Consider the following 14297-nt stretch of genomic DNA (forward strand, 5'->3'; position numbering starts at 1 on the left):
TGGTTCGACAAAACTGAACCGGGACGGGTGAAGAGCGACCAAGGTGATGCATATCACGTGGTCCAATCCGGAGTGAATCTAGGCTTACAACCAGGCACCGGCCTGCCGGGGGCGGCACCCAGTGTCTGGCATTCGCTGCGCGGTGTGCGCGCCATCCCATCTCGCGTCGGGCGGTTCGTTCCGACAGGCAAAAATTGGAAATTCGCTGTGACCACATTTAGTAAGACGCCGCTTCTTGACACTATTCACACGCCGGATGACCTGCGCAAGCTGAAGGTCGAGCAGGTGCAGCAGGTTGCCGACGAGCTGCGCCAGGAAACCATCGACGCGGTGTCGGTGACCGGCGGCCATTTCGGCGCCGGCCTCGGCGTGGTCGAACTGACCACCGCCATCCACTACATCTTCGACACCCCGCGCGACCGCCTGATCTGGGACGTCGGCCACCAGGCCTACCCGCACAAGATCCTGACCGGACGCCGCGACCGCATCCGCACGCTACGCACCGGCGGCGGCCTCTCCGGCTTCACCAAGCGCACCGAAAGCGACTACGATCCGTTCGGCGCCGCGCACTCCTCGACCTCGATCTCGGCCGGCCTCGGCATGGCCGTGGCGCGCGATCTCTCCGGCGGCAAGAACAACGTTATCGCCGTGATCGGTGACGGCGCGATGTCGGCGGGCATGGCCTATGAGGCGATGAACAACGCCGGCGCGATGAACTCGCGCCTGATCGTGATCCTCAACGACAACGACATGTCGATCGCGCCGCCCGTCGGCGCGATGAGCGCCTATCTGTCGCGCCTCTACTCCGGCAAGACCTACCGCTCGCTGCGCGAGGCCGCCAAGCAGATCAACAAGCGCCTGCCGAAGATCCTCGCCAACCGCGCCAACCGCGTCGAGGAATATTCCCGCGGCTTCATGATGGACGGCGGCACGCTGTTCGAGGAACTCGGCTTCTACTATGTCGGCCCGATCGACGGTCACAATCTCGACCATCTGCTGCCGGTGCTGAAGAACGTCCGCGACATGGAGACCGGCCCGATCCTGGTTCACGTCGTGACCCAGAAGGGCAAGGGCTACGGCCCGGCCGAAGCCTCCGCCGACAAGTACCACGCCGTGGTCAAGTTCGACGTCGCGACCGGCACCCAGGCCAAGGCCAAGCCGAATGCGCCGGCCTACCAGAACGTGTTCGGCCAGAGCCTCGTCAAGGAAGCCGAGAAGGACGACAAGATCGTCGCCATCACCGCGGCGATGCCGTCAGGCACCGGCGTCGATATTTTCAACAAGGCGTTCCCGGACCGCACCTTCGACGTCGGCATTGCCGAACAGCACGCGGTGACCTTCGCCGCCGGCCTCGCCACCGAAGGCTACAAGCCGTTCTGCGCGATCTATTCGACCTTCCTGCAGCGCGGCTATGACCAAGTGGTCCATGACGTCGCGATCCAGAGCCTTCCGGTCCGCTTCGCGATCGACCGCGCCGGCCTGGTCGGCGCCGACGGCGCGACGCACGCGGGTTCGTTCGACAATGCGTATCTCGGCTGTCTGCCGAACATGGTGATCATGGCCGCCGCCGACGAGGCGGAACTGGTCCACATGGTGGCGACGCAGGTTGCGATCAACGATCGTCCGAGCGCGCTGCGCTATCCGCGCGGCGAAGGCCGCGGCATCGAGATGCCGGAAGTCGGCGTTGCCCTCGAGGTCGGCAAGGGCCGCATCATCCGTGAGGGCAAGAAGGTCGCGCTGCTGTCGTTCGGCACCCGTCTCGCCGAGTGCGAGAAGGCGGCCGACGAGCTCGCCGCGCACGGCCTTTCCGCCACGATCGCCGACGCGCGCTTCATGAAGCCGCTCGACGAAGAGATGATCATGAAGCTCGCCCGCGACCATGAGATCCTGATCACGATCGAGGAAGGCTCGATCGGCGGCTTTGGCTCGCATGTCATGCAGTTCCTGTCGGACAACGCCATGCTCGACAGCGGCATGCTCAAGTTCCGCTCGATGATCCTGCCCGACGTGTTCCTCGACCACGACACGCCGGCGGCGATGTATGCCCGCGCCGGTCTCGACGCCAAGAGCATCGTTGCCAAGGTGTTCGAAACCCTCGGCAAGGACTACAAGGCCGAGACCGTCAAGCTCGCCTGATCGTGACGGGCGGCGCTCACTGGAGCATTTTCGGTTCTGATTGAATCAGAACCGAAGCTCCAGGTTGTCGCTCGAAAACGCACCAGCCCCGGCAAGTCCATGAAGATCTATCTGGCAGGTCCTGACGTGTTCCTGCCGGATGCCGTGGAGATCGGCCGCCGCAAGGCGGAGGTTTGCGCCTATCACGGGCTGACCGGGCTGTATCCGCTCGACAACAGCATCGATCCCACCGCCGCCGGCGTCTCGCTCACCATCTTCAAGAGCAACGAGGCGATGATGGAGTCTGCCGACGCCATCATCGCCAACTTGACGCCGTTTCGCGGCCCCAGTGCCGACGCAGGCACGGTTTACGAACTCGGCTACATGGCGGGACGCGGCAAACTGTGCCTCGCCTATTCCAACGATCCCACGTCCTACGCCAATCGCGTGGCGCGGCTCAGCCAGGTCGTGCCGGCATCCGACGGACGCCTGATCGATGCGGAGGGGCTGACGGTGGAAGAGTTTGGATTGCCGGACAATCTGATGATGATGCACGCGCTCGACCTGCACGGCAGCCCGCTGGTGACCCCGCGCGAGCCGTCGGCCGACCTATGGCACGACCTCACCTCCTTCGAGGCCTGCGTGCGGCTCGCTGCCGCGCAGCGCCGGCAGGCGGCGAAGTGACCAGAGCGGGCGACAACGACAACGACGCATCCGCCGGCAAACGCATCGACGTGCTGCTGGTGGAACGCGGCCTGTTCGAAAGCCGGGCGCGAGCGCGCGCCGCCATCGACGCCGGCCTCGTCACCGCCGACGGCAGGCAGATCGCGAAGGCGTCCGAGATCGTCGCACCGGGCGCGGCCCTCTCGGCCGAGCCGGCGCATCCCTATGTCTCGCGCGGCGGCGTCAAGCTCGCCGGCGCGCTCGAGCACTATCCGATCGACGTCGAGGGCCATGTCTGCCTCGATGTCGGCGCCTCGACCGGCGGCTTCACCGAAGTGCTGCTCGCCAATGGCGCGAGCCTCGTGTTCGCCATCGATGTCGGCCACGGCCAGCTGCATCCCTCGCTGCAGGGGCATCCGAAAATCGTCTCCATGGAGGCGACCGACATCAGGAGTTTCGAGGGCAAGCGCCTGCCGGCGCGGCCCGACATCGTGGTGATCGACGTCAGCTTCATCTCGCTGAAGCTGGTGCTGCCGGTTGCGCTGTCGCTGGCGGCCGCCCCGATGCATCTCTTGGCGCTGATCAAGCCGCAATTCGAGGCGGCGCGCAAACACTCCAAGCGCGGCGTGATCCGCAACGCGATGGTGCACCAGGAGATCTGCGACGACATCGCCGCCTTTGCCGCCTCGCTGGGCTGCACCGACATCCAGGTGTTCCCGTCCTCGATCCCGGGCGGCGACGGCAATATCGAATTCTTCCTCGGCGCGCGCCGTGGCTGAGCTTCTCACCATTGACCATGTCGGCCACCGCGGCGACGGCGTCGCGATCGAGGGATCGCAATCGATCTTTGTGCCTTATGCGCTGGCCGGCGAAACGGTCGAGGTCGACGACGTCCCGGGCAATCATCCCGACCGGCGGCGGCTGCTGCGGATCGCGCAGGAAAGCCCCGAGCGCATCGCGCCGTTCTGTCCGCATTTCGGCGTCTGCGGCGGCTGCGCGATCCAGCACTGGAACGATGCGCCCTACCACGCCTGGAAGCGCAACATCGTGGTCGAGACGCTGGCGCAGGCGAAGATTGCGGCGGACGTCGCAGCGCTGATCGATGCCCATGGCGCGGGCCGTCGCCGCATCACGCTGCACGGGCGCATGGGCACCCATGACGTCCTCAAGGTCGGCTACGCCGCGGCAGGTTCGCACGACATCATCCCGGTCGATCGCTGCCCGATCCTCGATCCTGCGCTCGACGGCGCGATCGAGGCGGCCTGGGCCACCGCCGAGCCGCTGATCGCGATCGGCAAGCCGCTCGACATCCAGGTCACCGCAACCGTCAACGGACTCGACATCGACGTGCGCGGTTCCGGCGCGCTGCCGACCAGCCTGATCACCACTTTGTCGCGCGTTGCGGAGAAGCACCGGCTGGCGCGGCTGACACGCCACGGCGAGCTGGTGCTGCAGCGTGCCTCTCCCGAGATTGCGATCGGAAAGGCGAAGGTCGTGCTGCCGCCCGGCTCGTTCCTGCAGGCGACCGTCAAGGGCGAGGAGACGCTGGCCGCGCTGGTTCGCGAGCATTGCGGACGCGCCAAGCATATCGCCGACCTGTTTTGCGGCGTCGGTCCGTTTGCGCTGCGCCTCGCGGAGAAGGCGCGGATCGCCGCCTTCGACAGCGACACGGGTGCGATCACCGCGCTGCAGAAGGCCGCGCAATCGACGCCGGGGCTGAAGCCACTCAAGGCCGAGGCGCGCGACCTGTTCCGCCGTCCCCTGATGCCGCAGGAGTTGCGCGACTATGACGCCGTCGTGTTCGACCCGCCCCGCCAGGGCGCGCAGGCGCAGGTCACCCAGCTGGCGGCGAGCAAGGTGCCGGTGATCGTCGCGGTGTCCTGCAACGCCGCGACGTTTGCGCGCGACGCGAAAATCCTGATCGACGGCGGCTACAAGATCGCAGCCGTCACACCGGTCGATCAGTTCCGCCACACGGCGCATGTCGAGCTGGTGGCGCGGTTCGCGCGCTGACAGGACGCAGAGACTATCGCTGAGCGCCGGAAGTCTCGCTATAGTCTGCACTCCATGTCCGACGATCCGCTGCTCGCACGCATCATCCCCGTTATCGCCGCCGTACCGGGCGTCGCCGCCATCGTACTCGGCGGCTCGCGGGCGCGCGGCACGGCGCATGACACCTCCGACACCGATATCGGCCTCTACTATCGGGATGGCGCCGCGCCGGATATCGATCGGCTGCGCGAAGCTGTAACGGGTCTGGTCGACGACCCCGCCGCTGCGCATGTCACGCCGGTCGGCGAATGGGGACCGTGGATCGTCGGCGGTGCCTGGCTCACGATCGGCGGCCGCAAGGTCGACCTGCTCTACCGCAGCACCGATCAGGTCTCTGCTGTCATCGATGCTTGCCGGAACGGCGAGATCAGCATGCACTACCAGCCGGGCCATCCGCACGGCTTCTGCTCGGCGATCTGGATGGGCGAGGTCGCGCTGTGCCATCAGCTGCACGATCCCGACGGCCTCGTCGCGGCGCTGAAGGCGAGGACTGTGCCCTACCCGCCGGCCCTGCGCGATGCGCTGATCCGGCGCTTTCAATGGGAAATCCTGTTCAGCATCGAGAATGCCGAGCTTGCTCTGCCGCGCGGCGACAGCACGCATGTCGCGGGCTGCGCCTATCGCGCGCTGGCCTGCATCGCACAGGTGCTGTTTGCGCTGCACGGGCAATATCTGATCAACGAAAAAGGCGCGCTGGCGCAGGCCGCGAATTTTCCGGTGACGGTTCGCGGCCTCGCTGGCCGCGCCGCGGAGGTCTGGCGGCAGATCGGCGCGACCGAGCATGCCGCCGCGTTGCAGATGCTGCGCGCGATAGAGAGTGAGCTCCAGAAGATCTGTAGGGCGAGTTAGAACCGTAGGATGGGTAGAGCGCAGCGAAATCCATCATTCGCGCCATAGACATGAATTGATGGGTTTCGCTGCGCTCTACCCATCCTACGAGGTCCACATGATCGCTACCGCCCCCAGCGGTCCTGCCAGATCTTCTCGCCGATCAGGCAATTGACCCGCGGCTCCTTCTCGGCGGTCCGCATGATGGGGCGCTCGGGGGTGCGGCCGGCAACTTCGAGCAGCAGCTTGGTGCGGATCGCCTCCTTGAACTTCTCACGATCCTTGATCGTCACCACGAAGGAGCCCGGTCCGCCGATCACGCAGTCCTCGTAGTAATAGTCGAGATTCTCGATATCCATCGTCGAGTAGGACGGTTCCTTCACCATGATCGGCAGACCGTTGATGACGATGCCCTTGTCGAGCGCCGCATCGCGCGCGGGCGTGATCGGCGTGCCGTTGTTGTTGGGCCCGTCGCCGGAAATATCGATCACGCGGCGCAGCCCGCGATGCGGATTCTCGTCGAACATCGGGATCGCGAAATAGATCGCGCCGGAGATCGAGGTGCGCGAGGCGCGGCGCACCGGCGTCTTCATGATCTCGGCGGCGACCGCATCGGCGGATTCAGGGCCGTCGATCACCCGCCAGGGGATGATGATCTTCTGATCGTTGGAGGCGGCCCATTCGAAATAGGTGATCGAGATCTTGCCGTTCGGACCGGCCTTCAGCGCCTGCAGGAAATCCTTGGAGACGATCGCCTGCGCATAGCCCTCGCGCTGGATCGCGAGCTCGTCCATGTCCATCGAATAGGAAACGTCGACCGCGATGATCAACTCGATGTCGACGCTCGGTGTGGATTCCTTTTCAGCCAGGCGATGGCCGGGTTGGGTTCCCGGGCCGGGCGCGGCAACACCGGCCACATCGCCGCAGGCCAACATGCCCGCGACAAGCACCGCTCCGATCGAGACATACCAGCGCATTGCGGCCCTCCCGTCGTATGAGTGTCATGGTGACACGCAATTCAGGCGGCGAAAAGCGCAGATATCAGCTGTCCTTCACATTCAGGTTAGACGTCCACACTCAAGTCAAACTTCGTTTGTCTCGAATGCGGCAACGCGCGCCGTGCCGTTGCCGCAATGACGCCGTGCAAATCGAACGGTTCCAAGGCGCGCCTGAAGACGGTATTCTTACGGGGCAATCGCGAGGGAGTGCGATGCCAGATACCGTCGTCAAGCCGAAAACCAGGACGAAGACCAAGGTCGAGCGGCCGCGCCTGCACAAGGTGATCCTGGTCAACGACGACTACACGCCGCGCGAATTCGTCGTCACCGTGCTGAAGGGTGAATTCCGCATGACCGACGACCAAGCCTACAAGGTGATGCTGACGGCGCACCAGCGCGGCGTCTGCGTCGTCGCTGTCTTCACCAGGGACGTCGCCGAGACCAAGGCGACGCGCGCCACCGACGCCGGCCGCGCCAAGGGCTATCCGCTGCTGTTCACCACCGAGCCCGAGGAATAGCGCGCCAGCGCCAGATTGCCACAGGCCTTGCCGCGAATTTTAGCGATCGCGGCGACCGGTGCTTTAGGGATCGCATGGCATGAACGCGGCATGTCCGTCGCACTGCGCCAACAGCTTTCACTGCGGAAGACCCGCCCAGAAACCTCGTTCGGGCCGTTTCGCCCCCTGCCCGCTCTGCCCTGGCTCGTCATGGCGGCGGCGCTGCGGATCGTCGGTTTCGGCAGGCCCGGCCTGACGCTGCCCGCGCTGGTGCTGGCCGACATCTGCGTGCTGCTCGCCTTCTTCGCGACAGCGCGGGACTCGATCCAGGCTGCCGGAGGCCAATCGTCGCTCGGCGAATGGACCCTGGCCGAGCAGACCAGACTGTCGGCGTCGATCCTGTGGCGGATCATGCTCGTGATGATCGTGGCATCAGTCGGCACCGCCGCGGTCGGCTTCACGTCGTTTGCTCCGCATTTGATGTGGGGCCTCGACGGCATGGCCTTCGATCAGGACTCCGATCTCGGCCGGTTCTGGAGTGCGGCGATCGCAGCGCTGGTGCTCTTGATCATCGTCAATGCGGAAGGCAATGGCGGCCGTGTCGCACTGTTTGCCGCCGTCAAGGATCTGGGCCGGCATGCGCTGTGGCTCGGCGCCGCGGTGCTGGTGCTCGGTGCGATCAACGTCGCGCTGGGCTACGGTCAGGAGCTTGTCCGCACCGCGATCTGGCACTTCTGGCAGACCGCGACGGTGGGCCAGCCGCTCAAGAACCTGGTCTACGTCGTCTTCATCTTCGGCTTCGCCATGCTGCGGCTGTGGATCACGCTGTCGATCCTGACCTTCGGCCTGAAGCAGTCTTACGCCCGCGGCGGCTAAGGCGCGATGAGATTAGGTTGAATCGTCATCGCGCCTTAGCTCTTTGTTTGAGCATGATCTTTTCGGAAAACCGCTTCGCACTTTTCCGGATCATGCTTTAGCTCGCAGCAGCGACCGGCGCCTCGTCGTACAGGCCGTAGACCCGTTCGGCCTTGGCAAATCCAGCGATAGGAAACTCGCCGAGATCGCTCCAGCCGCCGTCGCTGATGCCGGCGAAGCGCTCCGAGGCCACCACGGTGCGGCCAAGACGGCCGGCGATCTTCTCCAGCCGCGCGGCGAGATTGACCGCCGGACCGATGCAGGTGAAGTCGAGCCGGTTGCCGCCGCCAATATTGCCGTAGAGCACGCGCCCGAGATGCAACGCGAGGCCAAAGCGGAAGCGTTCGACGGCATCGCCATTGGCGAATTGCAGCGCCTCGACGCCGGCGCGGGACGCGCGCGCAGCTTCCAGCACCCGTGAGCAGACCTGCACCTCGTCGCCGAGATATTCGTCGACCGGGAACACCGCGAGCAGGCCGTCGCCCATGAATTTGAGCACTTCGCCGCCATGGTCGCGGATCGCGGTGACCTGGCAATCGAAGTAGAGGTTGAGGATTTCCACCACCGTCTCGGCCGGCAAGCGGTCCGACAGCGCGGTGAAGCCGCGCAGGTCCGACAGCCAGATCGCGGCATCCATCGTATCGGCATGGCCGCGCCGGATCTGGCCGCCCATGATGCGCTCGCCGGCACGGTTGCCGACATAGGTGTCGAGCAAGAGCGAGGCGGTGCGGCGCAGGGTGATGATCTCGATATAGCGCGCCAATGGCACGGTGATCGACCGGATCGCATCGAGTTGCTCCTCGGTGAAGCCACCCGGCTGCCTGGTGGTCCAGCTCGAGGCATTGACGAAGCCGTCGGTATAGACCAGCGGCACGGCGATGTAGTCGGTGACGCCTTCGGCCTGCAGGTCCACGACGATCGGAAACCGGGCGCTTGCGGGATCGTCGAGCCGCGCGCGTACTTCAACACCCTGCCTGAACACGGTCGACAGCGGGCTGACGGCAAATTCCGGGGAGTCCAGGATGTTGTGATCGACGGTGCCGGTTTCGACCTCGGCGCCGGGCTTCCAGAAGAAATGGCGGCCATAGATCTCCGGATGCAGCGTGCGCACGAAGACGCCGATGCGCCACAGCGGCAGGCCGGCCCGCACCAGGCGCTCGCAGCATTCCGCCATCATCTGCGGCGGGGTCGGCGCCGACCGCGCGCCGCCGATCATCCATTCGATGATGTCCCGAAGCTCCGACGCGTTCATGGCATTCCCCCAGGGCGGTCTGGCGACCGCCACTATATAAGGGATCAGCGCCCGGTCTGCCCGCGGTCGCGCAGAAAATGATCGGCCAGCACGCAGGCCATCATGGCCTCGCCGACTGGTACCGCCCGGATGCCGACGCAGGGGTCGTGGCGGCCCTTGGTCAGGATGTCGGTATCCGCGCCCTTGCGGTCCACGGTCCGGCGCGTGGTCAGGATCGAGGACGTCGGCTTGACCGCAAAGCGCACCACCACCGGCTGCCCGGTCGAGATGCCGCCGAGGACGCCGCCGGCATGGTTGGACAGGAAACGCGTTCCGTTGTTGCCGGTCCGCATCTCGTCGGCGTTCTCCTCGCCCGACAATTCGGCGGCGCCGAAGCCGGCGCCGATCTCGACGCCCTTGACCGCGTTGATGCTCATCATCGCCGCCGCCAGGTCGCTGTCGAGTTTGGCGTAGATCGGCGCGCCGAGGCCGGCTGGCACGCCCTCGGCGACGACCTCGATGACGGCGCCGATCGAGGAGCCGCTCTTCCTGATGCCGTCGAGATAGCTTTCGAAGAACGCCGCCTTGTCCTTGTCGGGACAGAAGAACGGGTTGTTCGCAATCTCGTCCCAGTCCCACTTCTCGCGGTCGATCTTGTGCGGCCCCATCTGCACCAGCGCGCCGCGCACCTTCACCTCGGGCAGCACCTTGCGCGCGATCGCACCGGCCGCGACGCGGGTCGCGGTCTCGCGCGCGGAGGAGCGTCCGCCGCCGCGATAGTCGCGCAGGCCGTATTTCGCTTCATAGGTGAAGTCGGCATGGCCGGGCCGGAACTTGTCCTTGATCTCGGAATAATCCTTCGAGCGCTGGTCGGTGTTCTCGATCAGCAGCGCGATCGGCGTGCCGGTCGTCACCTGCGCGCCGGTTTCCGGATGCGCCATCACGCCGGACAGGATCTTGACCGCATCCGGCTCCTGGCGCTGGGTGGTGAAGCGCGACTGGCCGGGGCGGCGGCGGTCGAGGTCGTGCTGGATCTCCTCCGCGGTCAGGGGGATCAGCGGCGGGCAGCCGTCCACGACGCAGCCGATCGCGACCCCATGGCTCTCGCCGAAGGTCGTGACGCGGAACATATGACCGAAAGTATTGAAGGACATGGCGTGTCGTAACGCGCAGAGGCAGCGGGGTCAAACAGCCAAGCTGTCATTCCGGGGCGATGCGGAGCATCGAACCCGGAATCTCGAGATTCCCCGGGGCGCAATTGCGCCTCTGAGGTTCGCTTCGTGCCCCGGAATGACAGTGCGAGTTAACTATGCTTCCGCAGCCCCTGCTCACCGAATACGTAGACCGCTCCCTGCTCGATATAGAGTTCGGCGGCCGAGGCCGGCGTCTCGAAGCCGAGCGCCACCATCAGCGCCCGCGCCGTACCGCCATGGGCGACCGCGACCGTGTCCGACGTCACCGAGCGGTACCAGTCGGTCATCCGCACCTGCACGTCGACATAGCTCTCGCCGCCGGACGGCGACACCGTCCACTTCTCGGCCAGGCGGCGGGCATACAGCGCGGGGTCCGCAGCCTGCGCCTGCGCCAAGGTCGAGCCCTCCCACGTCCCGTAGCCGATCTCGCGCAGCCGCGCGTCGAGCGCGTAGTCGCCCGGCGGCAGGCCGAGCTCGGCGCGCACCAGCTCCATGGTGGCACGCGCCCGGATCAGCGGGCTTGCGACGAACGGCAGCGTCGCCTTGTCACGGCGGTCGCGCGCGAGGAGATCGCCGAGGATGCGCCCGGCATGCGCGGCCTGGGCGCGACCGCGCTCATTGAGGGCGACGTCCTGCACGCCCTGGAGCCGCCCTTCGGCGTTCCACGCGGTCTCGCCGTGGCGGATGTAATAGATCGTCGGTACCGGCATTCCCGTAACGGCTGGTCCCTGCTGCGCGAGAGGTCGGCCGCCTCAAGGCTTCCACGCTTCGAATTTTTTCGGCTCGGAGGTACACCAGCACTTCGGCTGGCGACAAGCCCAAATCGGCCGCAGCTTGGGCGGTATGCGGGCAGATCGGCGCAGACGGAATAGCCACGCCGCCAGGGTGTTATGTTGACAAGGCGGCTATCGCCGAGACCATCGAAGACTGGGATGCATGACCGCGTTTCGTCAAAGTGTCGAAGCCATGATACCGGCGCTGCGTCGCTATGCGCGCGCGCTGGCGCGTGACACGGATATCGCCGACGATCTGGTGCAGGACACGCTGGTGCGGGCGCTGCGCTCGGAGCGGCTGTTTCTCGGCGGCGACGTCAGGAGCTGGCTCTACACGATCCTGACCAATCTGAACAAGAACCGCCGGCGCTCGCTGGCGCGGCGGCCGGCGTTCGTGCCGCTGCTCGATAACAATGCCGACGCCAGCGGCACCGAGGCCGAGGGACGCGACATCGAACGCGCGCTGTCGACGCTGGTCGAGGAACAACGCTCGGTGCTGCTGCTCGTCATGCTGGAGGGCATGAGCTACCGCGAGGTCGCCGATATCCAGGGCGTGCCGATCGGCACGGTGATGTCCCGCCTCGCCCGCGCACGCGCCCATGTCCGGGCCTCGATCGAGGGCCAGCGCCCGGCGCTCCGGCGGGTGAAATGATAATGTGCGCGATGGCCGGCGTTATGCATGAACGATTTTCGAACAAGATTTGGCAGAGACGACTGATATGACCGACTCGAACATTCCCGTCACCGAAGACGAGTTGCACGCTTACGTCGACAACGAGCTGCCAGCCGAACGCCGCGGCGATGTCGAGGCGTGGCTTGCCGCGCATCCCGACGACGCGGCGCGGGTGCAGTCATGGCGTGCGATGGCCGAGACACTGCATGCACGCTACGACACCGTGCTGGACGAGGCGGTGCCGAAACGGCTCGAGCTCGAGCGGCTGGTGCGCCAGCCGCGCCGCTGGGTCTATGGCGCGGTGGCGGCGACGGTCATGGCCTTCGTCGCCGGTGGCGGCGCCGGCTGGATCGCGCGCGGAGCGGCGGCGACGCCGTCGGCATTCCAGAGCTTCACGGTCGATGCACTCGATGCGCATCGGCTCTACGTGGTCGAGGTCCGGCATCCCGTCGAGGTGCCCGGCAGCGAGCGCGACCACCTGCAGCAATGGCTGACCAAGCGCTGCGGCTGGGACGTCCGCGCGCCGGAGCTGACCGGGCTGAAGCTGGTCGGCGGCCGCCTGCTGCCCGGACCGAGCGGCCCGGCGTCGTTCCTGATGTATGAGAGCACGTCGGGTGAGCGGTTCACGGTCTATACCGCCAAGGTGAAGACCGAGGCGACCCAGATGCGCTACGCCGTGCAGGGCAGCGACGGCGCGCTGTTCTGGGCCGATCGGGGCGTCGCCTATGTCGTCAGCGGCGGCACCGATCGCACGCGCCTGACCCAGGTCGCGCAGGCCGTCTACGATCAGATGGAGAAGAGCGGCGGGTGATCTTCCGTAATTTTACGGAAGATCAGGTCGTCGAAATTGCGTCATTTCGAGCAAGTGAATCCAGCCTCACTCAGCGTCCCAATTCCGACATCGAAAACTTCGATTCGCGTCATCGACGCGTCTCATTATCGCACCGGATGCTCACGCGAAGATGATCCGCGCCCGATCCGCCGATCGGCGCACGCGGCCTCGATTGGGGTTTTGTGTACCGCGCTGGTCCCCCTCTCGAGGCCGCACTCCTTTTCCGTCATCCGGTCTGCACGCCGCAGACCTCGGACGGCCCGTCATCCTTTGTGACGCGCTCACGATGCCCGCGTCTACCCCGATAGAGTCCGGGGTAGTGCAGTTTCGCGTCTTCGCGTCTTTTGGGGCGCGTTATCGGCGGTCAGCCGAGATCGCTACGCGGATTGTAGGGTTTTTGATCCCGCCATGTCTGCATCAATGCCTCAAGCTCGGCATCGTTCCCGTCGGGAAGGATGATGCGGGTCGTGACATAGAGGTCGCCGGTCGCGCCCGCCTTCGACAGCCCCTTGGCCTTGAGGCGGAAGGTACGGCCGCTCGAGGTGTTCTTCGGGATCGACAGTTCGACCGCGCTGCCGAGCGTCGGCACGCGGACCTTGCCGCCCAGCACCGCCTCGTAGAGGGTGATGGGCAGGTCGATCCTGAGGTCGTTGCCGTCGACCTTGAAGAACGGGTGCGGCGCGACCGAGATCGTGATCAGGAGATCGCCGGGCGGATGGCCTTGCGCGGTCTCGCCCTGCCCCTTCAGCCGGATCTGCTGACCCGCAGCAACCCCGGGCGGAATCTTGACGTTGAGCTCGCGGCCGGTCGGCAGGCGGACGCGCTTGTCGCCGCCCCTGACCGATTCCTCCAGCGACACCGTCATAGCGACCGAAAGATCGAGGTCGACGCCGACCCCGCCGCCGTCAAACTCGAACGGACTGGCCCGGCCCGCGCGGCTGCCGCCTCCGCGAGCCGCATTGCCAAACATGCTGTTGAGGATGTCCTCGAAGCTGCCGCCGCCCATGCCGCCGCCGGGCCCGGAGCGGAAACTGTACTCGAAGCCGCCCGGACCGGCACGGCCGCCGGCACCGCTGCCGCCAGGGAAACCCTGGAAGCGCGGCTTGCCTTCGGCATCGATCTCGCCGCGGTCGAACTGCTTGCGCTTGTCCTCGTCGCCGACGATCTCGTTGGCCGTGTTGATCTCCGCAAAGCGGGCCGCCGCCTTCGGGTCGTTCTTGTTGTTATCAGGGTGATGCTTCTTGGCGAGCTTGCGATAGGCGCTCTTGATCGTCGCAGCGCTGGCGCTCCGCTGCACCCCCAAGACCTCATAGGGGTCGCGCATCCGTCACGTCTCCTTCACGGGAAAAATCAGTCCTGGCCGGGAACCCGTCCGGGCCCACTTTACCTTGATGTGGGGGCTCAGTGGCATTTTTGCAACTAGTAGCTCGTCACAGTGATTTTGACTCTTTGGGTATGCCTGGATAGGCGCGCCCCAGTTTGGTGCGAGCTTTGTCCGTTGTGAACATCCAATTGATACGGGCGCGA

The 14297-nt window shown here is 65.8% G+C and carries 14 protein-coding genes; 9 read left to right on the forward strand and 5 right to left on the reverse strand.

Going from position 1 to position 14297, the window contains the following annotated elements:
* Nucleotides 1-207: 207 nt before the first annotated feature.
* The 5 genes from dxs to ACZBJS_RS38095 all read left to right on the forward strand — a co-directional run bounded on the left by dxs (nt 208) and on the right by ACZBJS_RS38095 (nt 5679).
* Nucleotides 208-2136 carry a 1-deoxy-D-xylulose-5-phosphate synthase gene (gene dxs / locus ACZBJS_RS38075; RefSeq protein WP_050387827.1) on the forward strand — a complete coding sequence of 643 codons (1929 nt, stop codon included), beginning with the start codon at nt 208-210 and terminating at the stop codon, nt 2134-2136.
* A gap of 99 nt (nt 2137-2235) precedes the next feature.
* Nucleotides 2236-2799 (forward strand): nucleoside 2-deoxyribosyltransferase, encoded by a 564-nt coding sequence (locus ACZBJS_RS38080; RefSeq protein ID WP_057015217.1) that lies wholly within the window; start codon nt 2236-2238, stop codon nt 2797-2799.
* On the forward strand, nt 2796-3557 hold the full coding sequence (locus ACZBJS_RS38085) for a TlyA family RNA methyltransferase (RefSeq protein WP_057015216.1): 762 nt from the start codon (nt 2796-2798) through the stop codon (nt 3555-3557). The genes ACZBJS_RS38080 and ACZBJS_RS38085 overlap by 4 nt, the downstream gene beginning before the upstream one ends.
* The gene (locus ACZBJS_RS38090; RefSeq protein WP_057015215.1) at nt 3550-4791 is read left to right on the forward strand and encodes a class I SAM-dependent RNA methyltransferase; all 1242 of its coding nucleotides are present in this window, start codon (nt 3550-3552) and stop codon (nt 4789-4791) included. The genes ACZBJS_RS38085 and ACZBJS_RS38090 overlap by 8 nt, the downstream gene beginning before the upstream one ends.
* Nucleotides 4792-4845: 54 nt before the next feature.
* A complete protein-coding gene (locus ACZBJS_RS38095; protein ID WP_463439999.1) occupies nt 4846-5679 on the forward strand; it encodes a nucleotidyltransferase domain-containing protein in 834 nt (277 codons plus the stop codon).
* Between the two features lie 104 nt (nt 5680-5783).
* On the opposite strand, the gene ACZBJS_RS38100 is transcribed toward ACZBJS_RS38095, so the two are convergent.
* Nucleotides 5784-6635, reverse strand: coding sequence for a DUF1194 domain-containing protein (locus tag ACZBJS_RS38100; RefSeq protein ID WP_057015213.1), 852 nt, complete (start codon nt 6633-6635; stop codon nt 5784-5786).
* Between the two features lie 233 nt (nt 6636-6868).
* Between ACZBJS_RS38100 and clpS the strand changes: the two genes are divergently transcribed.
* Complete coding sequence (clpS, locus tag ACZBJS_RS38105; RefSeq protein WP_021076758.1) at nt 6869-7174, forward strand: ATP-dependent Clp protease adapter ClpS; 306 nt, start codon at nt 6869-6871, stop codon at nt 7172-7174.
* Between the two features lie 90 nt (nt 7175-7264).
* Nucleotides 7265-8029 (forward strand): hypothetical protein, encoded by a 765-nt coding sequence (locus ACZBJS_RS38110; RefSeq protein ID WP_233475576.1) that lies wholly within the window; start codon nt 7265-7267, stop codon nt 8027-8029.
* Between the two features lie 97 nt (nt 8030-8126).
* Here ACZBJS_RS38110 and ACZBJS_RS38115 read toward each other — a convergent pair whose 3' ends face one another.
* The 3 genes from ACZBJS_RS38115 to ACZBJS_RS38125 form a co-directional block, all read right to left on the reverse strand.
* Nucleotides 8127-9320: an adenylate/guanylate cyclase domain-containing protein gene (locus ACZBJS_RS38115; RefSeq protein WP_057015212.1), complete on the reverse strand. Its 1194-nt coding sequence runs from the start codon at nt 9318-9320 to the stop codon at nt 8127-8129.
* A 44-nt stretch (nt 9321-9364) separates the two neighbouring features.
* Nucleotides 9365-10453: a chorismate synthase gene (gene aroC, locus ACZBJS_RS38120; protein ID WP_057015211.1), complete on the reverse strand. Its 1089-nt coding sequence runs from the start codon at nt 10451-10453 to the stop codon at nt 9365-9367.
* A gap of 149 nt (nt 10454-10602) precedes the next feature.
* Nucleotides 10603-11202 (reverse strand): histidine phosphatase family protein, encoded by a 600-nt coding sequence (locus ACZBJS_RS38125; protein WP_076828980.1) that lies wholly within the window; start codon nt 11200-11202, stop codon nt 10603-10605.
* Between the two features lie 226 nt (nt 11203-11428).
* Here ACZBJS_RS38125 and ACZBJS_RS38130 point away from each other — a divergent pair, with 226 nt between their 5' ends.
* On the forward strand, nt 11429-11917 hold the full coding sequence (locus ACZBJS_RS38130; RefSeq protein ID WP_016844579.1) for a sigma-70 family RNA polymerase sigma factor: 489 nt from the start codon (nt 11429-11431) through the stop codon (nt 11915-11917).
* A 67-nt stretch (nt 11918-11984) separates the two neighbouring features.
* On the forward strand, nt 11985-12749 hold the full coding sequence (locus ACZBJS_RS38135; RefSeq protein WP_076828982.1) for an anti-sigma factor family protein: 765 nt from the start codon (nt 11985-11987) through the stop codon (nt 12747-12749).
* A gap of 385 nt (nt 12750-13134) precedes the next feature.
* Here the strand turns inward: ACZBJS_RS38135 and ACZBJS_RS38140 are convergent, their stop codons facing one another.
* On the reverse strand, nt 13135-14094 hold the full coding sequence (locus ACZBJS_RS38140; RefSeq protein ID WP_253624181.1) for a DnaJ C-terminal domain-containing protein: 960 nt from the start codon (nt 14092-14094) through the stop codon (nt 13135-13137).
* Nucleotides 14095-14297 lie beyond the last annotated feature (203 nt).

The sequence above is a fragment of the Bradyrhizobium sp. KZN70725 genome, assembly GCF_055264925.1.